We start from the raw sequence: 24,286 nt of genomic DNA, 5'->3' as shown, positions 1-24,286 counted from the left end.
ATTCAAGTTAAATTAAACGATGCAATTCCCTAATTAATTCCCCAACTTGATCCAAAGAGAAGCTTATTTGAAAGCTTTTATTTTGTTCCTTTAAGATAATCTCATTTTTTTCTTGTTCCTTCGCACCATAAATCAATAGCCATTTAATATTGAGCCTTTCTGAGAATTTAAAGTGAGTTTTTAAGTCTTTAAGTTCTCAATTAGATTCCACATCAAATCCACTATCTCTTAATTCCTTAAGTATTCTGAGTAACTTGGGTTCTATTTCAGTTAGTAAATTACAGAAATAAACTTTTCTGTTTGGTTTAGTTGGTCACTGAAATTCAGTTTTTTCTAAAGTGTGCATTAATCTTTCGAGCCCAACAGCTAATCCAACACAGGGAATGTTCTTTAGCTCCCTAGAATGAGAGCTAAATTTGTCAAAGAGTTCATCATATCTCCCCCCTCCAGCAACCCCTAATCCTCTATAGTTCCACTCAAACACTATGCCTGTGTAATAATCCAGACCTCTGACCAGCGTTTCATCTCAGATGTAGTTAATTCTTAGTTCATCTAGAAGATTCTTGATCTTAGTTACTCTTTCAAGTTCTTCTTGGCTTAAGAATTGTTGGATCTTAGGAGCCTTTTGAACTATCTCTAGTCAAGAGTCTTTGTCATCATCCAATATTCTTATTGGATTTACTGTAATTCTTTGTAGAGACTTATCACTTAAGCCTTCATTATTCTCTTGAAAATATTTAGTTAACTCTTCAGATCACTTCCTTCTAGTCTTTCTATTTGAGAGGTAATTAACTCTTAATTTCAGTAGATTTAGCTTGAGTGACTCTCTGAAAAAAGAATCAAGCATGTAGATAAGTTCAACTTCATAAAGAAGAGAGCTGGCTTTCACTATCTCTATTCCAAATTGAGTGAATTCTCTAAATCGTTGTCTTTGAGGTCTTTCGTGCCTGAAACACTGAGAGGCATAAAAGAATTTAAGGGGAGTTGACTCACTAAAAAGTAATTTTTCAGTAGCTATTGTTCTGGCAACTGCAGCAGTCTCTTCAGGCTTTAGGGCATAACTCTCACCCCTTAAGAAAAATAGTTCTTTTTTTAGTATTTCACTTTCTGGATTTACGGAGTCAACAAACAAAGAGCTTCTCTCAAAAGTAGGAGTCTGAATCTTACTGAAACCAAAAGAACGGGCCCAAGAACTTAATTGTTGGACAATAAACTCCCTTCTATTTAGCTCTTCTTCAAATAAAGTTCTAGTTCCCTTAGGCCCTTTAAGTATCTTGGTTGTTTCCTCTTTCAAGTTAGATAGCTAAAGTGAATTTGCTTAACTAATAATTATTTAATAAAAGATTTCTATCAGTCTTATTTTCTTCTAAAGATATTGATTATTTAAAGGATTATTGACTCTTAATTTTTTCAAGTTGAATTCCTGTTTGAACATCATGATTTTTGCAATTTAGAGTGTAGGTAACTTGATTCCCAGTTCCAATTTCCTTGAAACTACATTCTGTTTCTGGAGTTAAGGTTCCTCCTCCAAATTTACCCATTCAATAGAAAGGAGAAAATTTTAAGTCTTCAGTACTTCTATCTTCAAATGTCATTTCTTTTGAAGAGAAAGAAACTACTTTCATAACTTTTGAGTGAGGTGCTTTTCTAAATTTGTTGTAGTTATAGAAAGTAGGTTTGTGTGAATTTTCTTTCTTAGAGCATACGTATCATCAAGTATTTCTTCTAGAGGTTAGAAGAGAACAACCATCGTATTGTTCTTTCTTTATTATTTCTTCCATTAATTTTTGTGGAGATTCAGCAGGTTGTATTGTTTTTTTAACTTCTTCTGGCGCTGGCTGTTTTACAACGGGGGGGGCGTTCCTGAACCTAATTTTGATAAGTTTTTCTGTCCATTCACATGTGCAAATGTGATTGGACAAGTAACAAGAACCCCTGAACTAAAGATACCTGTAAATCAACCTAATGCTGAAGGCATTACCTATGTATTACCTATATTATCCGAAATTTTAGACAAGTAAATAAATCCTTAACAATAATTCAGTTACTAGAACTCAACAGCATGAGGCAATGTTTGTTCATGACATTTCAAGTTGTAAGATGTTGTTCTTGTCCCTTGTTGTATAAATTTGCAATTCTTTTCTGGTTCTAGATCTTTTCCTTGAAATTTACTCATCCAGAAAGGAAGAGCTAAGCTTTCTGTAACTCCTTTAGTGAATGTAACTGCTTTTCGGGAAGAAGAAATAGAAACCATTTGTCTATTTCTTGATTCTGCTGGCTTAGACTTGTCGTAGTTATAGAAAGTAGGTGTATTTAAACCATCTTGGCTAGAACAGACATATCAAATGGTTTTTCTGTCTCTAAATCCAGATAGAAGACCACAACCTAAGTAGTTGTTTTCCTTTATCATCTCTTGCATTACTTCCTGTACTGTAGGTGCGGGCTTACTTTCCTTTTCTACTTTTGGTTCTACTACTTTAACTACAGGTGTACTGGGGGGGGACACTCTCGACAAATTTCTTTTACCATTTACATGTGCAAAAGTAATAGGGCAAGAAACAAGAACACCTGAGCTAAAGATACCGGTAAATCAACCTAATGCAGAAGGCATTTTATTTGTTGTAAATTTTCTATTTTAGTGTTTTAAGAGATGATCTTTTAGTAATTTGTGGTATTTATTCAAGTGTTATTGTTGCTTTTTTGTCGACTTTAGAACTTCAATCAAGATCAGTTCCAGTTAATACCTTTAGAAGACATTCAGTCGGCTTGCCTTTTTCTTTAGGTTCACATTTCTCTAATGAAACATTTACTTTCAAAGGAGTTGTAGTGTCTTGCTTATCGTATTTGCCACGATACCCTCTTCTTGTGGATTTCTCATAAATTTTTCTTTCATTTCCAGACTTACTTAACAAGTCTGGCTTATCACAGCTCAGGCTTCTATTGTAAGTCCCTCCATGAGTTACAAACACATAGCTTCTTCCTCGTCATTCACCTTTAGATTCTTGCACTCTCCTTAGATAAATACCTAATTGTTCTGTTTGTGGTTTTACAAAGACTCATAGACTTTCAATATCTTCTCCCTTCTTAACTGGTCATCAGTTTTGATTACCATTAACTCTCTTGATAGAAACAGTTGCTTCTTTTGAAACTTGTTGACCGTTTCTTAAAGCTTCTCTTTCGCCTTCATTTAATTTCACTTGTCAACCCAAAGCAACCTCAACATGTTCGTCGTTTCTATTATGTCGATCATTTTGATTTCAAATATTTCCCCTACAGTTAATTTCTGCACTTATTTGGTCAGGCATTTCTATTTTGTATTTAGGTGTTGTTTCTCGGGGGGGGCTAGAGAAGGAAAATCCAACCGTACCAGCAATACCTCCAACAATTCCTGAAATACTGAATGCTGGAAATAGTGCTTTCAACGCCATTAATTAAAAATGGTTAATTGTAGATTTTATTTTAGGACACCCAAGAATCTAACTAGCAAAAACAGACTATTACCTGTATTTATTTTCCAGCTGAATTCCACTTTGAATTTCTGTGTTATAGCCCGTTAGGTTGTAGGGTGTTTGGATGGTTTCAGTTAAGTTGAAATCCCTTTACTGAATTAAGTTAACCTTATTGATTTTTCAGATGGCCTAGATAAAAAAATAAGAAAAGTTATTTTCTGTAAGTACTGCAAAAGAGATAAGTTTTCTAATCATTAACTAGTCTAGTTAGTTTCGAGAATTTTCCATAAATACAAACATATTCCTTTATTGATGTTGAAAGAGTTTTAATCTAAAAAATTAATTGTTCTTGAAAGCTTTACTGAGACAATGTAACTGTAGCTACTTGATCAACATTCTTACTTCAATCAAAAGAATTCTTGCTAATTACTTTTAGGGGACACTGTAAATTCTGCTTTCCTTCCCCGATCTTACAGTCCCCCAAGGCAATTGAAACATATAACTTTTCTGTTGTATTAATTCTTCGATGTCTATTTTGTCACACTTGTTTATCTTGTCCAAAAATAATGCCCCCCCCATCGCCGTTTTTCAAAATTTGAGAGCTATCAATTGAACAACTAAATTTTTTAGCTAAGTCGTATATTTGTGAAGAGTAATAAACTCCTCCATAACTTGTTGATGGTGTTCTAAAAGAATTCATTTTGATCTGTAAACTTTTTTGTTCTGGGTAAACTCAAACCCTTAAATTTTCATAATTCGTATTGTCCCTATTCAAAATAGGTCACAATTTTCCATCATTACTTCCTTCTCGAGTAATACTAAAATCCTTTATTTCTTTTAGAATTTCTCCCTTTTTTTTCAATAGTTCTCCGTCTTTACTATCTAAATCTAAGTCCCAATTAACATCCGCTTTAACTTGTTCGAAATAACCACCTCCTTGATTTGTTGGTCTCGGATTCCATACTTCTCCCCCACAATTTAGTTTGGCACTTATTTTGCTTGGGAGAGCTATATTACTTCATTTATGAGTTGGCTTTGTATTTGCAGATTTTTGAGAACGTAAGCTAAAAATAGAAAATCCTGAAACCCCCGCAATACTACCCACTACTCCAGTAAAGCCAGCTAAAGGCCACAGTAACTTTAATCCCATTAAAGAAACCTATTAAAGAGACAAGAAATCAATTTTCTAATCATTAACTAATTAGAATCTATGACTTGTTTTGGAGTATATACATCTTAACAATCCTTAAGTTTTTTGTTAGTCTTGGGACAAAGTAACTAGATTATTTATTAAAGATCTTTTGTAACCCCCATCAAACAGATTGTTGCAGGGCGTAGCCAAAACTAACAAACAATAATCTTGTCAATTGCTTTAGCCACTAAAGCAAGAAATAACTTTTCAGGATCATTAGGCTTAGAGTTGAATTCTGGATGATACTGAACTCCAACAAAGAAAGGATGGCTCTTTAATTCAATAGCTTCAACAATCTCTCCTTCAAAGGCAGAGAAGACTAACTCTTTGTCTTCAGTCAACTTCTCTCTAGCTAAAGATCAGTTAAGCACAAACTTATTTCTATGTCTAGCTTCTTTCTCAAGAATTCCATAAACCTGAGCAATCTTACTTCCTACTTCAAATCTAACCTTTCTATTTCCTAGTCTCATTTCTTGTTTTTCATTCCAGGCAGTAAATACAGGACAAGTTGTGTTGGGATTCAACTCAACACTGTCAGCCCCAATTAAATCCAGCACATTTCTAAAGTACTCAATTACAGCCAATTGCATTCCAAAGCAGATACCAAGGAAAGGTATCTTCTTCTCTCTTGCATATTTAATAGCTAAGAGTATGCCTTTAAGAGATTTGCTACCAAACCCAGGAGGAACGCAGATGGCATGAAAGCCTTCTAGTTGTTTTTCTGAAGTTAGATCGGTAGATTGAATTATCTTGATAGAAACATCTGCAGATAGTTTGTATCCTGCAAATTTAAGGGACTGAATGATGGAGTAATAAGACTCAGGAGAGTTAGAGTATTTACCTACAATCGCTATTTTTACTTGATGTTTCTTAATAGCTTTGATTTGTTCATTAAAGTCTGTTCATTCTTTGAGATATTTTTTTCCACTCTCAATATCTCTAGGGATGGTATCTAACTTCAAGATAGGAGAGATCTTTTCAAATAATTTCTCAGAGATATAAAGTTGCAAAGGGATTTCATAGATATCTAGTTTGTATGGTGCAGATAGTATATGTTCTTTGGGAATAGCAGGGAAATTAAAGCTTATTTTGGATAGTTCTGCCTCACTGATTTCTTCCCCCCCTTTCAAGATAAGGATTTCAGGAACGATACTTAGTTGAGCCAGTAAGGCTAGAGAATGTTGAATAGGTTTTGTTTTCTTTTCATTATTGTGACTTAGGTGTAATAAAGGAGCTAAATGAATAAAGACTAAATCATCATCTTTTTTCTGTTTTAGTTGCGAAGCGGCTAATATAAAGGGTTTTTGTTCAAGATCAAAGACAGTCCCTCCTAACTCAATTAAAAGAATTTGGGTTCCAGATTGTCTGAAATGTTCTAAAGTCAAGAGTATTTCATTGACTAAATGTGGAACTATTTGAACAGTTTTACCATCATATGCTCCTTTCCTTTCTTTCTCGAGTAATTTGTGAAATATCTTTCCTGTCGTGTAACAAGAATTAGAGTCAAGCTCTATTCCTAAAAATCTTTCGTAGTGCCCTAGATCCAAGTCAGTCTCTTCCCCATCTTTAGTTACAAAGACTTCTCCATGTTGTAATGGAGAGAGAAACTTAGAGTTGTAATTCAGATATGGGTCAAATTTGAGAACATTGCACTCATATCCTTCAAATTGCAAGACTTTTCCAATAGAAGAGAGAATAACTCCTTTTCCCAAGGAGGAATACACCCCTCCAGTGAGAAAAATAATTTTCATATCTTTATTTAGATTAAATTAATTGCTTTTAAGATTGTTTTGTTGTTCTCTTTTAGGTTCTTTTAAATCTTGTAAATTTTCATTCTTTAACTCCGATTTTTATTAATTAATTTTGAGACTTAATTTATTGGTACATTATTTCTTGAAAGTTAATTGAGATCTGATTCTCTAACCATTTGTAGACCCAATATTTTTAAGTAATCTGAATAATTATTTATCTTTATTAGACCAGCAGTGTTTTTTAGATAGGATTTATCCACAAATTTAGATAAAGTTGGTGATCAGTAAACTTCTTTAGAGTTAGCCAATTTTGTTTCAGGACTTAAATTAGCTTGGTTAGGAAAGTAAACTAACTCAAATTCAGAGTCTAACAGTACTACTGGATTGGTATAGCAATTAGATTGAACTTCTTTATTTTTTCCTATTTGCTTTTTTGGTAACTTTATTCAGTTAATGAATTTATCGTAGATATCTCATTCTTGTCATCAAAAAGTAGTTCAAGCTTTACATTGAGCATTTTCTCTTGTTCGTTTATTGCTCAAAGCAGTATAGTTTTTTCTCAAGACAATAAAGGAACCTGAATCATTGTTTCATAGGCCCAGATCTTTAGGTAATTGTTTGAAACACATGCAATCTGGATCTCACTGAACTATTTTGAAATAGTAGTTTTCATATTTCACAACAATGGTTAATGGATTATCTTTGTCGTTAATTGTTGCTTTTTCATAGAAATTTGAGAGATATTCTTGAGGAGAAATAGACTTGAGTTCTATTTTTCCTTTTATTTGTTGAGGGGCCTGTTGAATTTCTCTTCGAACCCTTTCTGCCCTTAAGTAATTACTAGGTTGTGAAGCAGAATTGCTTAAGACTTGCGGATTTCTTTCAATTGAATTGTCTAAGTGAATCGAGGAGTCTAACTTAACCTTAACTAGCTTTAATTTTTCTTTTTGTTCATTTAGCCGGGGGGGGCACTAAATCCTATAGAGGATAAGTAGAGAGGAGATAGGGCAACAGCCCCTAAAAAGCCAAACACACTCGCCACTAGAGGAGAGGCCAAACTATCTTAAATTTAAAGTTTCATTTTCCATTTAGTAAATGCTAGTGGTGTAATTACATATTTTTAAGGTTTCTCCTTTAAGTCCTCCAGATTTCTTAATTTGTTTAATAATTTCTTCTACTTTTAACTTTGCCTTTAACCTCTCTATATTGTGTAAGGTTGTTTGGGGAATTCTAGAGCTTCAGTAACTTAGTCTCTTGGAATTAACCTCTCAACCCTCAGGAACTTTAATTATCTGATAGTCTTCTTTATCAGGTAAAAGATCATCAGAGTATTCAATGTAGTCATCGTCTGGTGTTGAACCTTTAGGTTTAAAGCAAGGCAATTGAGTTGTTTTCTTTAGATCTTTAATTAATTCTTTATAGATTTCTTGTAAATCTTTTGTACCAAGGACAACAGAGATAAAAGAATAAAAACCTAAATCTTTGAGCATTGGAGTCAACCACTCTTGTTTTTTGTTGTAATTCTCGTTTTTCGGCTCAGACACTAAGATAATTGCTTTGCAAAGTTCCAAATCTTTTAGATGAAAAGGCTTAATAGACTTTTTTTCGAAAATTGACAGAGGAAAAGAAAAGAAATGAACTTGATCTCCCACGGAAGATATTTCTTGAAACTCTTCAATTAAGTTATCAGAGAGATTTTCTTCAGAAAGAGAGATAATCCCAACATAATTAATTCCTTCTTTTATTAACAAGAGATCTAGACTTTCCCCTCTTTCTCCCAACTCATAGAGTCAAGGGGCTTGGAACTGAGCATTTTTGAAAGAAGAATTACCCCTTCCACCTCTTCCTCCTTTGCAAATAAGTAACTTCTCTTCTGCCTTTAAAGTTGATATTCTTATTTTTTTATTTAGGTCATAAAGTTCTGCGTTTTCAGGTACCTTAAGGTAGATGTCTGTGCCAGAACTTCCTGATTTTTTATCTTTCTGACCATTAGTTCCATTTGGAGCCTTTTTCTCTACATTCTTTAAGTGCGAGAAATCAGAGTATTTGGAATCCACAACTAGGTAAATACTACCTCCATCTCCACCACTTCCTCCCGCCGGACCCAATCTAGAATTGTATTTAGTCTTAGCTCAGGAGATAATTCCATCTCCTCCCCTGCCAGCCTTTAGCGCCAGTCTTATATAGTTCATTAGCTATTTCCTTTCATCTACTATTTGGATGTTTACTATTCCTCAACCACCAAATAGCTGAGTAGCTTGATAGATTATGAAGTTGCAGAAAGCAACAGAAAACAATACTGTAGCTAAGAATGTACAAGCCAATAAGAAATAATGAAAATATTTAGTCTGATAGAGATAGTTAATGTTTATGAAGTAGAAAATTCCTAGTACTATATAGGGAAATACTACTGCTATACAGGCAACTGAGCAGATAATAACAATAGAGCTAAGTCAATCAGCAAAGAACTTAGAGTGTTGGCTGACATTCTTTACATTGTCTCAATTGTTTAGAAATGCTCTAGCTATTAAGAGAAAAAACAGAAGCCCGAGTAAAATTCCAGCAGTTTTTAGCTCAAACTTCTTTAACTTAGCAAAGTTTCCTGGGGCCTTAAAAAGTATTTCAATAAAGCTATTGAACTCCATTCAAGCATTCTTAATTGACTTTTTTTGGTTTTCTAGATAGGTATAGAAATATCTGTAATCAGCCCCAAGAAAAGGAATATTCATTTTCATCAGCTCTCCTTTTTTTCTAACTCTTAGGCTAAAGATCTCTGATAGTTTTTGGAGAAACTTTTGTCTATTGTGATAGCTTCTTATTACCTTCTCAATACTAGCAGTAATAGTGGCTTCAGAGCTTTCTTTCTCAAGCCTTGCATGTAATTCTGGGTTTGGCGCCGGATTATTTTGAAAGAATTCCTCCCGAGAGCTTACAAAGATATCTGAGATTGAGACTTGATTACTACTTTGAGCCTCTTGATTTTTGTAGAGAAATAACCTAGCCAGCTCATTGTCTTCTATTTGTTCTAGAGTTCTCTTTTCCTCTGCCAAGTTAGCTATTTAGCACTCAAAGAGTCATTAATTAACTCCTCAACTCTTTTAGCTTTTTGAATGAATAGGTCTTCTCTGAAACTGAGTTTTAAGTGAGGCGGAAGATTTAACTTATTAACTAATTCTCTTTTAAAGAAAGGAGTGAGCTTTTCTAATTTAGAAAATATCTCTGATTTTTGATACTTTTGCTTGAGTAACTCTAATTCAACAAAAACAGTTATATTAGTTAGGTTTTTACTAAGTCTTATGTGGTTAATTCCAATAAAAGAAAAGAGCTTATCGTCTAATTCAGTAAGTCAAATTTTTTTTAAAACAACATATATTTCTTTAGAGAGCCTTTCATTTAGTATGGACATCTCATTAGACCTTTCTTTCTATAACTTCATAACTTTCTATGATGTCATCAATCTCTATATTGTTTCAGTTATTTAGAACAATACCACACTCTTTTCCTTCTTCAGCAACTTTAATCTCAAAATTCTCTGTCTTAAAGGATTTAATGGAAGTCTTAGTTAGGAGGTTCCCCTCCCTAATGAGCTTGATTTTATTTTCTATTTTGACAGTACCAAAAATCACTGAACAACCTGCAATGGTACCAATTTTGGAGTGAGTTCAGAGTCTGATGACTTTGCATCTTCCAACAACCTTTTCAATCTTTTCAATAATTCTGTTTTTCTCTATATGGTCTAGTATTCTTTCTTCTAGTTCATAGACTGACCTAATAGATCAAATAGGAATATTTAGAAATTCTATTTGTGGTTCCAGCTTTTTTGGTACTTTTTGTTCAAAGTTGATAATGATGGATTTTTTTACTGAAGCTTCTTTTAGATCAGCTTCAGTTAACTCCCCAGAACCAATAGATAGTATGGAGTATTTGAATTTAGAAAGAAAAGACCTAATGGCCTCAGAGGAACCTAGAACTTTGCTCTTAATAATAAAAGAGAAGTGAGTTGGGTTATCTGTTTCTGCAATAGCTAAATCATCTTTGAAATCAAATCCCTCTTGTAACTTTTGTGTTTGAGTTTGGTAGTGTTTTTGAGCCTCATTTTTATCAGAAAAAGAAAAGAACCTAGTTCCAGGAATCGGTAGTTGATCAAATCCTGCAATAGTCGCTGGAGTCGCAGGAATTAATTTAGATAGCTTTTCTTTCTTTTCACCTTGAATAGTTTTGAGCTTGCAGAAGATCTTTTCTCCCGCGATGTAGTCTCCAGAATTGAGAGTTCCTCTAATAGTGATAATCTCTGCAACGGGACCAAGCCCCTTCTCAACCCGAGATTCCAAGATTATTCCTATAGCCGGGGGCTCTAAAGTTGTGCAGTAATTTTCAACCTCTGAGATTACTGTAATTGTTTCTAGCAATTCAGGAATACCTAATCCTGATCTGGCAGATCCTTTAACTAGAATTACATCTCCTCCATATTCTTCTAGTTCAATTCCTTCTTGAGTTAATCCCTCCTTCAGAGCCCCTAAACCAGACTCTCCCCTGTCAATCTTGTTAACAAAGATAATTAGTTTTAAGTTGTTTTGCTTAAAGTATTGGATTACCTCTTTTGTTTGGGATTGAATTCCATCCTCTACAGAGATCACCAAAACAATAATGTCTGCAATAACACCACCTAGCTCTCTGAGTTTCTGAAAGATCTCATGGCCTGGAGTGTCTAGGAAGGTAATGAAATTGTCTTGAAACTTTACTTGATAAGAAGAGATATGTTGAGTGATATTGGAATACTCGTGTTCAGCAACATTTGTTTTTCTTATCTTGTCCAGTAAGGTGGTTTTTCCGTGGTTTACATGGCCCATCACAGCAATCACAGGATATTTCTTGACCCATTCTTGATTTCCACTATCTTTTGATAGAAACTCTTCGGAATAAAGATTCTTCCTTTGAGACTGCTCAGCCTTTAAAAACTTAAATCCAAATTCTTCACAGAGCTCTCTGCAGTATTTTTCGTCTAATCAAGAGTTGATTTTCATCTCAACTCCCCTGAGAAAAAAGTATTTGATGATCTCTACTGCCGGGATCTTGGTTTGATTTGAAAAGAACTTAACTGAAACTGCTTTGTTGTTGTATTGAAAACTATCCATTAATTATCTATAGACTAAGTAAGAAATTAAGTTAACTATTTTGAGAGTTGGTTTCTTCTTCAAACTTGAACTTGTGGAATTTGTAAAGTCTTCCTGAAACATCTGAAGTTTTAGCATCTCAGTTTTCATCTATAGTTGTATATTCAATTCTTTCTTCTTTGGCCTCCTGAATAGTTTTGATAAAGATCTTTCAACCAGTAAGCATGGAGACCAGCTTTACATTAATACCTCTTCTACCAATAGCTAGTAGTAGATTTTCTAGAGTAGCAATTAGTAGTATGGAGTTTTCCCCTTCCACTTCACTTTCCAGTATCTTGTAACCAAGTATTTGTGCCCCAGCAAATCCATTAACAATATTTCTTATTGGATCTGAGTTTCAGAGAATAACATCAATTCTTTCATTAAGGAGTTGAGCAGAAACAATCTTGAGTCTATTACCTTTAGGGCCAATACAGCAACCAACAGGGTCTATGTTGTTGTTTTTGGTACTAACTAATAGCTTACTCTTAATTCCAGAGACACGAGAAATAGCTTTGATCTCAACTAAGCCATCATGAATTTCAGAAATATGTTTTTTCATTAGGTATTTAACTATTTCAGGACTAGTTCTGGACAATATGATAGGATACCCCGCCGATTCCTCTAAAACATCTTTAATTTGGAATTGATAGATTTTCCCTGGCACTAGACTTTCATAAATTCTGTAACCAGCATTTGAAAGAGTTTGAACAAAGTCAATTCTGTATACTACTCCTCTAGTGTTGTCCTGTTCGTTTTCTGGATCAATTAGGGAAACAATAGCTTCTCTAGGTAATTTTTCTTTGGTTTCAAAGACTTTTTCCACCATACCCTCAAAGACTTCTCCCTTTCTCTCAATTCACTTGTCATATATCTTTTTGTTGGCAGTTTCTAGAGTTAACTTTTGAAACTGGAATAGTATGTTTTTGACTATTCTGGTATCTAATTGGTTTAAGTGAATCTCTTCTAGATAGGTGTCTCCTTCTTTAAATTGTTTTTTCTCTTTAGTAGTTAAAGCTGAAGAGGGAATAAAACAACCAGCATCTTCCATACCTTCTCCATAGAAGTAATCATCACTAACTACTTTTAGTTCTTTTCAGAGATTAATGGAACACTTTTCTAGGTCAATCTCTGTTTTTAGTTTTGTTTCTGCATTTTCTTTTTCAAATACAGACTTAAAAGATTCTTCTAGAAATGAAGCAATCTTAGAAGTACTTAGAGAATACTGTTCAGATAGCTTAGAGATAGCATCTAAGAAGTGTTTATGGTTAATTGATTGTTTCGCTTTAGCCATTTAATTAATCATTAACTATTTTTAGTTTTTTGCCTGAAACTCTTTCTAAGAAATTATGTACTAACTGTTCTTTATTTTTACTGTAAAAGACATCAAAAGAGATGCAGAATTCATATAGGGAGAGATAGATAATGGTTGCTAGTCCAAAGATCATTACTGTTGGGAGAGCGGCATAGAAAAGACCTGGTTTTTGTACTCTATATCCAATCACTCAAAGTATTAAATAAAGGCTAAATAGTATGAAAGCACATAGTAATCCAGATTGAAAATATTTCATTCTAGTTGGTTTAATACAGTCTCTACAGGATGCATTCTCTTTAAAAGACTTATATACATAGGTAAAGAAAGAAGTTAGAAAGACAGGACCACTAATACTCAGTGTTGCTCAAGATTCTGTTCCATTTTCAGTAAACTTGGATTTAGTTTTTAAAGCAATAACAATTGCAAGAGTGATAGCAGGACCAAAAATACTAAAGATTAGATAGTATCAGTACTTATGTCTTCATCTAAGTACTAATTGTTGGGGCTTTGGGCTTGTGGTTGGTTCTGTTGACTCTTGAATTTTTTAAGGTAGTTATCTATTAAGGCGTGAACCAGTTTATATTCATCTTCACCGTATTTCTTAGCTAACTCTACTGCTTGATGTATTAAGACTGCTGGGGCTGTCTTAAATACTTCATATTCAGTAAGTATTGCTAAAAGGATGGCAAGAATACTGAGATTAAGTCTTTCAACATCTCAACCACTTTTTAGTAATTGGTTAATCTCTGAGAGATAGAGATCCCTCTGTTCAATGTATTTCTCATATATTTTTTTTTCAAAGCCACTTTCTAGAAATTTAGTATTATTTGAGTTTAAAGGGCTTTTTAGCTCTCTTAATACTAGATTAGAGTAGATAGCTTCACAGATAGAAATACGCTTTCTGTGTCTAGAGAGTTTCTTAGGCTCTTCCACAGAGACACTAAGTAGATTGTTTTGGAGTATAAGTATTTGTACTTAGTATTTCTAGATGTTCAGGTAAGTTAATTAGACTATCTTCCTTGTAAGCAATCAAGGTATCTTGTCCTACAGCCTCTGCGATAGCATCGCACAATAGATTAGCTAATAGATATACAGATTTAGGAGAGTAGTTATTGGCAGGAATAGAAAAGTTAATTAGATCTGGATTGTTGTTACTATTGACTATTCCAACTACTGGAATATTCATCTTTTGAGCTTCAAGAATAGGAATTAGGTCATTAATGGGATTGAAGACTATTAATACATTAGGTAGTTTGGTTAAGCCCTTGATGCCGTCATAGTTCTTTTCTATCTTCGCCTTCTTCTTTCTTAGTTGAAGTATTTCTTTCTTAGTTAACTGTTGGTTTATATTGTCTTGTTCTAGCATTTCATCTAGTTGAGTAAGTATCTTTAGAGTTTTGTTTACTTGTTTGAAATTAGTAAGTAAACCACCTAATCATCTTTGAGTGATATAGAACGCATTAACTCTTTTGGCAGATTCTTTAACTATTTCAGAGATAACTTTGTTCTTTGAAGAAACAAACATTATTTCTAGTCCAGATCTGGAGAGATCAAAGAGATAGGAGTATACGTCTTTTAAGTGTCTAGCTGTCTTTTCTAGATTTATGACATGTCTTCTCTTGTATCCCTCCTTCAGTAAGTAAGGAGACATCTTAGGATTCCAGAGTCTAGTATTAGCCCCTAAGTGCAGATCAAATTCAATCATTTTTTCCAGAGAAACCAATTGTTTATCCATAAAAAATTCCTTATCTTTCGAGAATTTAGACCAATTTTACACTCAAACTTAAATTAAAACAAATAAATACTATAAGGGGATTTTACGACCCTATAGTACTATGTTCTGGTTTTATACTGGTGATATGGTTGGTTATGTCTCTTTAGGTTTAGTTTGTTTTCTCACTGTTGCATTAAGCACTCACTTATTCCTAAAGGGTAGAGAAGAAAAGAAGGTTAAAGAAAGTAAAGAGTCAGAGCTAAACCAAAAGATAGAAAGTCTCTTAGCTACTATTGATGAGTTCAAAAAAAGAGAGTCTGAAACCCTTAATAAGCTGGAGCTTAGTACCCAAAAACTTCAACAACTTGAGGAAGAGAATCAAAGAAGACTTACCGAGCTAGAAGACTATAAGCAGAAGTTAGAGGAATTAGAAACCTTTAATAAAGATTTATTAATAAGAACTGAAAGAGATAATCAGAGACTCCAATCTCTTGAGATTACCAATAAAGAATTATTAATAAGGGCTGAGAGTTATTTTCAAAAAACCCAACAACTAGAACTCCTTAATAAAGAACTATCTATTCAACTTGCTGAAAAAAACCAAAGAATTCAACAACTAGAGGAAGACCAACAAAAAAGATTTACTGAGCTAAAAGAATACAAACAGAAACAAGAGGAGCTTGTATCTTATAACAAAGAACTATCAATAAAGGTTGAAGGTGATAGCCAAAGACTTCAGTCTTTTGAAACAACTAACAAAGAATTATTAATAAGGGCCGAGAGTTGCTTCCAAAAACTTCAACAACTGGAATTTCTCAATAAAGATTTATCTATCAAACTTGCTGAAAAAAACCAGAGAATACAACAATTAGAAGAAGAAAAAACCAACCAATTAGTCGATTCAGAGAGCTCTAAGAGAAAGATTGAAGAACTTGAAAAAACCAATAACCAACTACTAATAGAGTCTGAGGGGGCTAAAAAACTACAAGAAGTATCCATAAACTATGCAAGGTTCTATGAAAACTTTCTCAGTAGAGGTTTAGATACAGAACTAGATAATCTGGTTAAATATCAAGATTTTTACAGAGAGAATTTTCAGAAAATTGAAGAGTTAAATCTTAAATTAGACCTAGAAAAAAATAGGATCAAGGCCGGAAAAATCTATGAGGGTAATTGAGGAGAGAGAATAAATCAATTATTTAATTCTGAAGAGCTAGACTACATTGAACTAGAAGAGCAACCTACAAGCTCCAAGGGGGATAAAGGAGATTTCAAATTAGTCTTTAGAAATAGTAGAAACAAACAAAGTTCTACTAATAGCTTCAGAATTATGGTAGAGCTGAAATATTCTTTTGGAGATATTAGTCTAGAACAACAATTCAGTAATACTAAATCAGATCTAAGAAAAGCTTTAGAAGTAGCCAAATATAGTTCGGAACCATATCACTTCATTTTTTTAGTGACTAATAGAGAATTTGAGTTAGAAGAGTATATAAAGAGCGAGACAATTTGGGTGGTTTCAGATAGGGACTATGGAAGATTTGGATTGGGATCCGGAAGATCTGAAGGAGAGCCTATTATTGCAATTATGACTCCAGAAGCCTCTTTCAAGTGAATTAGGATGTTTTATTTAATGTTTTGATTAGCTCCAACCTCTAGACAAGTCAATATAGTTAGTGAGGAAGAGCCTATTGAGAAATTAGATCAAAAGATTGCTGACTTTATTAGAGATTGCCATAATATGACTGCAGAGGCGGAAGGAGCTTCTTTCACAATACTTAAAGTTGTAGAGAAGTTCTTTGAGGATCTAGAAAGAAAATTCAAGCAAGCCAAAAACAAACTTCTTAAATCTGAAAAGGCTCTTAAGCACGTTAAAGATAAAAACACTACTCTTTGAGGGGAATGGAAAACATTGAATCTTAGTTTCTCGGAACCAGAAGAGGTAATAGCTTTACCAGTTTCAGAAGACACAGAGCTTTAGATGTATCCCTCTAAGAATTGAAAGATTGGACTATTTGGAGGCTCTTTTAATCCCCCACATATGGCCCACACTTTACTAGCACAATTTGCAATTAAACAATTAAAGTTAGACCTTTTAATTTTTATTCCTAGCTTTAAATCAGTAGATAAGCTGGAACAAGACTACTTAGAAGGAGAAGAAAGAGCTTACATGCTCTCTCTTTCTAAGACCAAATATCTAAGTGTTATTTCTACTTTCGAGCTGAACTTAAAAGAACCTGTAGAGTCTATTGTCACAGTTAGACACTTTAGGAAAAGATTTCCTGATGATGAACTTTATTTTTTGATTGGCGCAGATCATTGTTCAACTTTAAATAGTTGAGATGGGATAGAAGAGATTTTTCAAGTAACCACTCCAGTCATTTTCAAGAGAAAAGGTAGTTCAACTGAATTAGATTCCTTGAAACACCTAGATAAAGAAGTATTGAAGAAAGTTATCTTCCTCCAAAATCAGTTGTTTCCTCATTCCTCAACAGCTATTAGAGAACAAAAGAAATATAGACTGTTACACAAAAGGGTTAAAAGATATTTGAAAAATCAGTTGAGTTAAGACTCTATAGTGCCACTGTTATTTGTTTGAGGGGCTCAATTCCTCTGAATCCACTCTCTTAAGCTAGGATATTCTGGTCTAGATTCTCTTAGTTTTGTAACCATCACATAGTAAGCAATTAATAGGCAAGAGATGAATGCTAGAGCGGCCCCTTTTCCAATATAAGTTTTGATTACTGAAGAAAGTACATAGAATCCAGTCAGAATAATATACCCAACTCCTCAAAGACAGCTAAAGAAGATAGAGGTTTTTTGAGGGCTATAGTCTTTGTACTCAAGAGGAATATATAGAAATACTGATTGAATACCCAGACCAAAACAAGCGAAGAAAAAAGCAGCAATAAATATAAAGACATTAGCTACTATTGCAAAGGCATTGTTCTGAATTAAATGAGCCATTAGAGCAACTAAAGCCATAAAAGCCCACAACACTACCACTGAAGAAATAGAGAATTTGACTATGCTAGTTCTTTGAACCTCTTTGGAGTTGAATCTACCCAAGAAGTAAAGTCCAGAACAAGTTCCTAAGAAGAAGATAACTGTATATAGAGAGGTCCATTCCACTCCACTCATAGAGCTTTTCAATTTATCAACAAGCTCTACCATTATTTTTGGAGCAAAACTGGAACAGAGAATAGATACTACTAGCATCCCAGTGTAAGCCAGAATTCAAGTTCAAGCCTCTCTGTCTCTTAATAAAGTTGAGTAACTGTCAGGAACATTAACTCTTAACTTTTCTGAGATAGAAACAATTTCAAAGTTTTCTCCAAATATATAGAAAAGTATTAAAGGAAGGAAAGAGAATATAGCTACAATAGCAGCAACTCATTTTCAGTTGGAGATTAGAAATTTAGAAATGTCCTGAATCATGAATAACACATTGACAACTAAACCTGAAATTGCATAGGTAAATCCATTAAGAGTGGCTAATTTCTTTTTCTTTTCTGGAGGAGCTAATTTAGCTAATAAAGGGGAAATGTAGATAATTGTTAGAGTACCTCCAGCGGCCATAATTAGTCTTCCTAGAATCAAAACTGTTCAGTGAGGACTAAATATAAGTGGTAAAGCTACCGTTGCAAGTCCAAAAGCTAAGATACAAGCCCTTTTATAACCTAACTTGACTAGTATCATAGAGGCTGGGATAGTGAATATCCCTCTAGCCAGAGTTACTGAGTAGTTAACTGCTTCTTCAGCTACCCCTGTAGAAATTGTTGAGTGTGTTTTACCTCATCCCTCACCATTACCACTAGATCCTGACTCTCCATTTGAACCCTTTAACTTAGAGAAAATTAGTCAGTTAGCACAGAAAATACAGTATCCAAGAAAAAGAGATAGTCACATTAGAAAGACCCTCGGGTAGAGGGCTTCTAATCCTAGACTAAGATCTAGATCACGTTTTGGGTTTTTAGGAAAAGGGAGAAAGTCTCGAAGATTTAGTATTTTTGATTTTTAATTAAATAATTATTAATAGTAGGTATCTGTGTGCTTTCACAAGGAAGTTTACGTAGATATAACCTTTTTTACCCAATATAAGTAAATTTAATTAATTCTTTCCCATATTAGATAAAGAGAAAAGCGCCCCCCCCTTAAGTAAATCAAGATTCAGTTTATGGGAGTTACAAGTATTCTTTTTACTCCCATTTGCTATTGAGTTCTTTCTTTTAATATGTTCCACTGTTTCTTTTTTATCTTCAAGGGGGTCTAACTCAGGTAGTACATCAACTCAATCAGCCACTGTTAGCTCAGCTAGTTCCTATTTCTTTGACTCTTTAATTCCTAATTTTTTTAGTACACTTCAGACTTCTAAGACTACTAAACAAGCTTCCGAGAAATGATTTCAAGCCAGTTATTTCAATTACCTTAATTTAGGTTGGAGATTTTTTACCGGAGCTTTATTTCTCGCCTACTCTAAGTTTTTTAAGACCCAAATAATAGAAAGTGATAAGCCCCAAGAACCTGCATTTCTACCTGAACATAAATTGTGATTTTTTAGCTCAATATTTATTCCTGTGTTGAGAATTTGTTCTTCCAGCCTTAAGAAAGAATATGAAGATTTTTCTCAATTAATAGGATTGGCTTCACAGATTGTGTTCTTTGGCTCTATCTATCTCTACATCAAGAAGTCATTGTCTACATTAGGAGCTCACTTTAGGCTCATATTTTGAAATGAGTCCAATGAGTTTTCTTGAGAGAGATTTAAGTTCTATGGAAAGAAAGTAGGTTTTGTTTTCTTGGCAGAGATGCTTGCAACCATTGCTTTATCCCAAATTATCAAGTTGATTATTCCCAAAGATGGTCCACAACAGAGTGAAAATGAGAAACAAATTCAAGAGAGCTTAAGGGGAGCCACAGCATTCTTAACAATTATTTCTGTGTTAATTTTTGCTCCTGTATTTGAGGAATTAATCTACAGAAGATCTATGTTGAAAATTACAAACTTTCACACTTCTGTATTGTTCTCCTCCGCTTTAATCTTTGGAATGGCCCACCTAGAAGTTACTAAGGAGACTATATTTCACATCATTCCATACTTTATGGGAGGTTTAGTCTTTGGATGAAGTTACAAGAAATTTAGGAATATCTGAATTAGTATATTTGCACACTTTTTGCATAATTTCACAGTCTTATTCATTGTTTTGGTAAGAATATAAGACAGTCTTAATTTCTTTAAATTTATTATGGGAGTATTTATACGATAGACGAAGAGGCTCAACTTACTCCGCGACGGGCCTAGCAGTGCCCTGAACTGCAAAAAAAATCCAAAAAACTTAATTAACTTAGTCGGAAGAGGAACACAGCTAAACGTTTTAGCGGTTTAGTTTTTTAATTAACTTTTAGGCAGAGGGACAACTTAGTCGCACTAAAGGAGTAAGGTAAATAGGAGTCTCTAACGGAGATGGGAGCATAACCCATTACTTCCACCAATATATAGTTGTTAGTCAATAGATTGAATGAAGCCGAGCAGAATCGTAAGAATTGGGATTATTGTTGCCAACAATATTGAAGATATGGAGTTCATTATTCCCTTTGATATCTGAAGAAGGGCAAAGTTTATGGTGGAAACGATCTCCTGTGAAGTTAAGAATATTGCCTCTTTAAATTACACAGACATCAAATTTACCACCAATTGCAAGTTAAAACACACTAACTTAGAACACTATGACTTGTTATTCTTTCCAGGAGGTCCTGGACACACAACTTATTTCTCTCCCCCTTCAACCGCTAAGGAATTTGGTGCCTCTAAGTTAAATACTGCTGTTAGAAAGTTTTATAAGGATGACAATAAATGATTAGTGGCAATATGTGCAGCCCCATCTTATGTGATGTCTGTAATAGAAAAAGATTGAGAGCCTGATGTTAAGTTCACTTGTTATAAAGATCCAAGATTTATTGGAGACTATGACAAGTTATGAGTAGACACCCCAGTTTATGTGGACCTAAAGAAGAAGTTTATTACAGCACAAGCAGCGGCTTGTTCTCTACAGTTAGCTTTTTTAGTAGTAGAGTTGTTTAGCGGAAAAGAAGAGGCTGAGAGATTAGCTAAATCTATGCTCTATGACTATGTTTCCCCTCTTAACTCAGAAACAACTGTCTAGTTAATACTCCCTCATATATTCATTCTCTAATCTCCTTATTAGAAGCTAGTAAAGAAATCAGGGTATGTAGGGCTTTCTCAGAAAGAGATTTCTTTAATGCCTCAATTCCTTCTTTATCAAAGTCAAATTGATTGACTTGATATAGGAATCCAATATAGTATTTCTTTTCAGAAGAGTTTTCTTTAGTTTCAGTGAATACATGGGGAGACTTTTCTTTTTCATCTGAAACATATAGATAACCTGAGAATCTATTAAAGAGTCTGTAAAGCTCTTTTATTAGTCTTGAATCTTGAGAATTTTCAGTTGTATCTGAGGCTAAAGTGTTAGATTGACTCAAAGATTTAGTTAGCTCATCTTTTAGTTGTTTTAGGGTTAGGTTATTGATTTCTTCTTCTCCTTGGTTGTCGAGAGCAATTTTTAGGGAATTAATAGATTTACTATCTAGGAACTGAAGTAGTATTTCTTTTTTGGTGATGTTTTTCAATAGGCTTAGGAGTTCTTCGTTACTCTTTAGATTTCTTTTTGTGTTATTTTGAAAGAAGGCCCCTTCAATAAAGGATGTCTCGCTAGGCTCTTTAGGGGTTGAAGATGAATTTTCTACAGAATAATTAGTGTTTTTTGAAGAGTTGGAACTTAAGAAATTCTTAAATATATAGTCCCTTAATGATTTAGGGATATCTCTAGTTGTGAAAGATTCTGTAATTAGGCCCGCAAAACCACTTAATTTGGTTATTTCACTTGTATTCACTTGTTGTTTTCCATTTTTGTCTTTATAGGCATCAACATTGTACATTGTGTTTTTCAAAGAATAGTCTTTTGTTTTCGGTTGTTGATCTCCATCACCGCCCCCAGATCCCTGCGCTTCCCCTTCATCGGAATCTGTAATAAATTCTCCTTTAAGTAAGGGATTTGAAATATCTTCAGAGAACTTTTCTTGAAGGAATTCTTTAAGTTGTTCAGGGGCAGATTTTTGTGATACAGTTGAGTTACTTGCATCTTCCGATGTTAAAGATGGAGCAGAAGTACCTGTACTTTCAGCTAATTTATCTTTTTCCTTTTCATTTATTTCTTTGTATCACAGTAGATAGGCATTTTTGTTCTTGTTCTTCTTAAAAATTCGATTTACTAAGTAAGGTAGATTGGAATAATTGTTTTCAACCATTCACTTAACTGCAAGAAGATAAGACAAGAATTCTTTGTATTCTTCAGAAGAGCTTTCATAAGCGGAATCACTGAAGTAGTAGTTATTTAATAGTCAATGATTTCTTGCTCTAGTAGTAAGTCTTTTCTTATTATCAGAATCTTCTCCATTTTGTTCTGTATCTTTAGATTCCGATTGAGTACTTGCAATATCTAGAGTTCCATAGAGTATTTTTTTCTCAGTGGCACTTTTCAGGAAAGGTTCTAGAAAAATACTTTCATTAATTAAGTCTCTTCAAGTAGATTTATCTTCTGTTGTTTTTCCCCCCCCTTCTTCCTGTTTCTTTAAAGAATTTATGTAACTATCTAGTAAATCAGAGAAACTAGTGTCTGTTAGCCCTTCATTTTTATTCTTTGGGAATATTATTTTTTCAGCCTTTAATGCAAAGATTGAAGGAATACTTTTAGAATTGTCTGCTCCTGAAAGATCTTCTAATTGAGCTCTCAAGAATAAGTTCTTAGAAAAGAAATCTTGCAGGGAAGAGGAAGAATTTTTAAATATACTATCACTACCCTTTCTTAACAACAATTTTTTAAGCTCATTAGCTTTTTGTTCTAGAGAAAATAGCTTCTTGCCCTTTTCTTCTTTCCCGAATAAGAAATCAGTTAGTTCATCAAAGAATCAATTTTTATTGTTCTTGCCATTTTCATCATCGCCTCCATTTTGTTGATTTCTAAGTTCAAAGAAATCAAGTTCTCTGTGTTCTTCTTGACTGTTAGGTCGCTTGTAGGCCAGAGGACTAAAGAGGCCCGCAGTATCTTGCAATTGAATTTTTGTGCTGCCAACTATATCCTCTTCACCGCCCCCCCCATCGCCAGAGCCACCATTTGATTTTTTAAGTTCAATTGTTGAGGGAACATTCTTGTACACACTTAACAAAATAGTTTGAAGAGTTTTTAGAGTTTGAGCTCAATATAAAGACTCTAGGTAACTTGATGAAGCTAAAAGAATCTCTAAGTGTTTTTTAAGAAATTCAGAAAAGCTCCATTCTTTTATCTTTAACGATGAATTTTTATTAATTGGCTGTAGGGCAAATGGAGTAAAGTCTCCACTGAATTCTGAGGTATCGCTCTCACCTTTAGACAGTAAATATTGAAAGAATATGGTTTCAAAATTTTCTGTTAGATATTTAGTTACTTTTTCAACAACTTCAGTATCTTGTTCATCTATAGTTTTCTTGCCTCCTTTACCTTGAAGGCCAGAGTCTCTAGAAAGATAGTAGAAACTAATTCCTTCTTGCTCTCGAGATGCTAAGACCTTTTGATTCTTTTTTCCATTGTTGTCATCTCCATTCCCACTACTTAGTCATCTAGCACTGTAAAGACAAGAAGAGCTATTTTTTTTGAGTTTCTTTGTAACTTCTTTATTAAATAGTGAGTTATGCAGTAGTAAACAATCTCCATTTGGTTTTTTATCTAGAAACAGATAAAGAGGGTTACTTGCCGAATCTCAAGAATCTTGACCATTACCATTTTTCTTCAGTTGAAGAGTTGGGACAGAACCATTTGTTGAAGAATCTAGTTCTAATGAAAACTCAGAATCAGTAGCTTGTTGTTGATAAAGATGAATTAAGGCCCCTAGTTTATATCCATCAGTAAGTTTGGTTAATTCAGAAAGAGTAACTCATCTCTTCTTGAACTTACTTAATTCAACTTCCCCCTTATGAGTTAATTTGGAAATGAAACTGGAATATCCTTCACTTCCCTTGATCTCGGGGAAAAGGAAAGGGATTCTATTCTTGACTTTTTCCATAGTTTCTCTACTGTAAAGACTTTCTTCTTCAGATGAGACTTGTTTATTCTCTCCTGCATTAGAGTACTTAAGAGTTCACTCATGTATCTTCATTGGTTTTTCTTTTCTTTCTCATTCTTTCAGCACAAAAGAGCTAAAGTCACCGAATTTAGATAGAAGGAATCAACCCTTTTCTTTAAAGAAGAAGTCAATAAAGAATTTCTTGATTAACTCTCAAGAAAGCTCTTCTACTTCATTCTTCATCTTTCAATGGTGAATGTGATAGTAAAAGAAGAACTTATTGAGTCTTTGAGAGATTGGAAAGAAAGCTTCTTGATTCTCTCAGATATCAATGACCCATTTCATTAGCAATTGCTTAACAGCATTAACAATGGCTGACTTAGAAAAAGAAGTTAAGTTTCTACTGAATAAGCTGGAGAGTTTCTCAAAGTCTGTGTCTCCCGAGATCTTGCTAAAGAGTTGTTTTCACTTTTTAAGGGTGTTTTCAAGCTCTAATTCTTCTATGGGTGTTTGATGTCTTGTGTACTTAACAATAGGGGTTATGATTCCAGCCCCTAAGACATTGGCTATCAATAATTTCTTAAGGAGAAGCATT

22 protein-coding genes are annotated in these 24,286 nt (G+C 33.9%); 4 read left to right on the top strand and 18 right to left on the bottom strand.

Annotated features, from left to right (window positions below):
* Nucleotides 1-7: 7 nt before the first annotated feature.
* From hisS to rpsB, 15 genes are all read right to left on the bottom strand, one after another.
* On the bottom strand, nt 8-1,294 hold the full coding sequence (hisS, locus tag DNK47_RS01110) for a histidine--tRNA ligase (RefSeq protein WP_258393886.1): 1,287 nt from the start codon (nt 1,292-1,294) through the stop codon (nt 8-10).
* A 97-nt stretch (nt 1,295-1,391) separates the two neighbouring features.
* Entirely contained in the window at nt 1,392-1,922 is a 531-nt protein-coding gene (locus DNK47_RS01105) for a hypothetical protein (RefSeq protein ID WP_112665165.1), read from the bottom strand.
* Between the two features lie 125 nt (nt 1,923-2,047).
* Entirely contained in the window at nt 2,048-2,611 is a 564-nt protein-coding gene (locus DNK47_RS01100; protein WP_112665163.1) for a hypothetical protein, read from the bottom strand.
* A 64-nt stretch (nt 2,612-2,675) separates the two neighbouring features.
* Nucleotides 2,676-3,428: a hypothetical protein gene (locus tag DNK47_RS01095; RefSeq protein WP_112665161.1), complete on the bottom strand. Its 753-nt coding sequence runs from the start codon at nt 3,426-3,428 to the stop codon at nt 2,676-2,678.
* A gap of 379 nt (nt 3,429-3,807) precedes the next feature.
* Nucleotides 3,808-4,599: a hypothetical protein gene (locus DNK47_RS01090; RefSeq protein ID WP_112665159.1), complete on the bottom strand. Its 792-nt coding sequence runs from the start codon at nt 4,597-4,599 to the stop codon at nt 3,808-3,810.
* 194 nt (nt 4,600-4,793) lie between these two features.
* Entirely contained in the window at nt 4,794-6,392 is a 1,599-nt protein-coding gene (locus DNK47_RS01085) for a CTP synthase (protein WP_112665157.1), read from the bottom strand.
* Nucleotides 6,393-6,541: 149 nt separating this feature from the next.
* Entirely contained in the window at nt 6,542-7,021 is a 480-nt protein-coding gene (locus DNK47_RS01080) for a hypothetical protein (protein ID WP_112665154.1), read from the bottom strand.
* Between the two features lie 459 nt (nt 7,022-7,480).
* The gene (locus DNK47_RS01075; RefSeq protein WP_112665152.1) at nt 7,481-8,584 is read right to left on the bottom strand and encodes a DUF1967 domain-containing protein; all 1,104 of its coding nucleotides are present in this window, start codon (nt 8,582-8,584) and stop codon (nt 7,481-7,483) included.
* A 3-nt stretch (nt 8,585-8,587) separates the two neighbouring features.
* Entirely contained in the window at nt 8,588-9,442 is an 855-nt protein-coding gene (locus DNK47_RS01070; protein ID WP_112665150.1) for a hypothetical protein, read from the bottom strand.
* Nucleotides 9,443-9,447: 5 nt separating this feature from the next.
* Nucleotides 9,448-9,798 (bottom strand): 30S ribosome-binding factor RbfA, encoded by a 351-nt coding sequence (gene rbfA / locus DNK47_RS01065; protein WP_112665148.1) that lies wholly within the window; start codon nt 9,796-9,798, stop codon nt 9,448-9,450.
* 4 nt (nt 9,799-9,802) lie between these two features.
* Nucleotides 9,803-11,527 carry a translation initiation factor IF-2 gene (gene infB, locus DNK47_RS01060; protein WP_112665146.1) on the bottom strand — a complete coding sequence of 575 codons (1,725 nt, stop codon included), beginning with the start codon at nt 11,525-11,527 and terminating at the stop codon, nt 9,803-9,805.
* Between the two features lie 31 nt (nt 11,528-11,558).
* Nucleotides 11,559-12,839, bottom strand: coding sequence for a NusA N-terminal domain-containing protein (locus DNK47_RS01055; RefSeq protein WP_112665144.1), 1,281 nt, complete (start codon nt 12,837-12,839; stop codon nt 11,559-11,561).
* Nucleotides 12,840-12,843: 4 nt separating this feature from the next.
* Nucleotides 12,844-13,050, bottom strand: a complete 207-nt coding sequence (locus DNK47_RS03630) for a hypothetical protein (RefSeq protein ID WP_258393885.1) — start codon at nt 13,048-13,050, stop codon at nt 12,844-12,846.
* 302 nt (nt 13,051-13,352) lie between these two features.
* A complete protein-coding gene (locus tag DNK47_RS01045; RefSeq protein ID WP_112665140.1) occupies nt 13,353-13,793 on the bottom strand; it encodes a transcription antitermination factor NusB in 441 nt (146 codons plus the stop codon).
* A gap of 7 nt (nt 13,794-13,800) precedes the next feature.
* Nucleotides 13,801-14,595: a 30S ribosomal protein S2 gene (gene rpsB / locus DNK47_RS01040; RefSeq protein ID WP_112665138.1), complete on the bottom strand. Its 795-nt coding sequence runs from the start codon at nt 14,593-14,595 to the stop codon at nt 13,801-13,803.
* A 100-nt stretch (nt 14,596-14,695) separates the two neighbouring features.
* On the opposite strand from rpsB, the gene DNK47_RS01035 reads away from it, so the two are divergent.
* Both DNK47_RS01035 and nadD read left to right on the top strand, forming a co-directional pair.
* The gene (locus DNK47_RS01035; protein WP_112665136.1) at nt 14,696-16,555 is read left to right on the top strand and encodes a hypothetical protein; all 1,860 of its coding nucleotides are present in this window, start codon (nt 14,696-14,698) and stop codon (nt 16,553-16,555) included.
* A complete protein-coding gene (gene nadD, locus DNK47_RS01030; protein WP_112665134.1) occupies nt 16,556-17,143 on the top strand; it encodes a nicotinate (nicotinamide) nucleotide adenylyltransferase in 588 nt (195 codons plus the stop codon). It begins immediately after the preceding gene.
* Here nadD and DNK47_RS01025 read toward each other — a convergent pair.
* Nucleotides 17,140-18,483: an MFS transporter gene (locus DNK47_RS01025; RefSeq protein ID WP_112665132.1), complete on the bottom strand. Its 1,344-nt coding sequence runs from the start codon at nt 18,481-18,483 to the stop codon at nt 17,140-17,142. The genes nadD and DNK47_RS01025 overlap by 4 nt on opposite strands.
* 202 nt (nt 18,484-18,685) lie before the next feature.
* Nucleotides 18,686-18,877: a hypothetical protein gene (locus DNK47_RS01020; RefSeq protein WP_112665130.1), complete on the bottom strand. Its 192-nt coding sequence runs from the start codon at nt 18,875-18,877 to the stop codon at nt 18,686-18,688.
* A 244-nt stretch (nt 18,878-19,121) separates the two neighbouring features.
* On the opposite strand from DNK47_RS01020, the gene DNK47_RS01015 reads away from it, so the two are divergent.
* Entirely contained in the window at nt 19,122-19,793 is a 672-nt protein-coding gene (locus tag DNK47_RS01015) for a CPBP family intramembrane glutamic endopeptidase (protein WP_112665128.1), read from the top strand.
* A 300-nt stretch (nt 19,794-20,093) separates the two neighbouring features.
* Complete coding sequence (locus tag DNK47_RS01010; RefSeq protein ID WP_112665126.1) at nt 20,094-20,738, top strand: DJ-1/PfpI family protein; 645 nt, start codon at nt 20,094-20,096, stop codon at nt 20,736-20,738.
* Here the strand turns inward: DNK47_RS01010 and DNK47_RS01005 are convergent.
* Nucleotides 20,716-24,285, bottom strand: coding sequence for a DUF3713 domain-containing protein (locus DNK47_RS01005; RefSeq protein ID WP_112665124.1), 3,570 nt, complete (start codon nt 24,283-24,285; stop codon nt 20,716-20,718). The genes DNK47_RS01010 and DNK47_RS01005 overlap by 23 nt on opposite strands.
* Between the last annotated feature and the right edge of the window lies 1 nt (nt 24,286).

The organism is Mycoplasma wenyonii, assembly GCF_003265155.1.
Lineage (GTDB): Bacteria > Bacillota_I > Bacilli_A > Mycoplasmatales > Mycoplasmoidaceae > Eperythrozoon_A > Eperythrozoon_A wenyonii_C.
The sequence above is the reverse complement of the archived record's forward strand: the minus strand, read 5'-3'. Positions and strand labels throughout refer to the sequence as shown.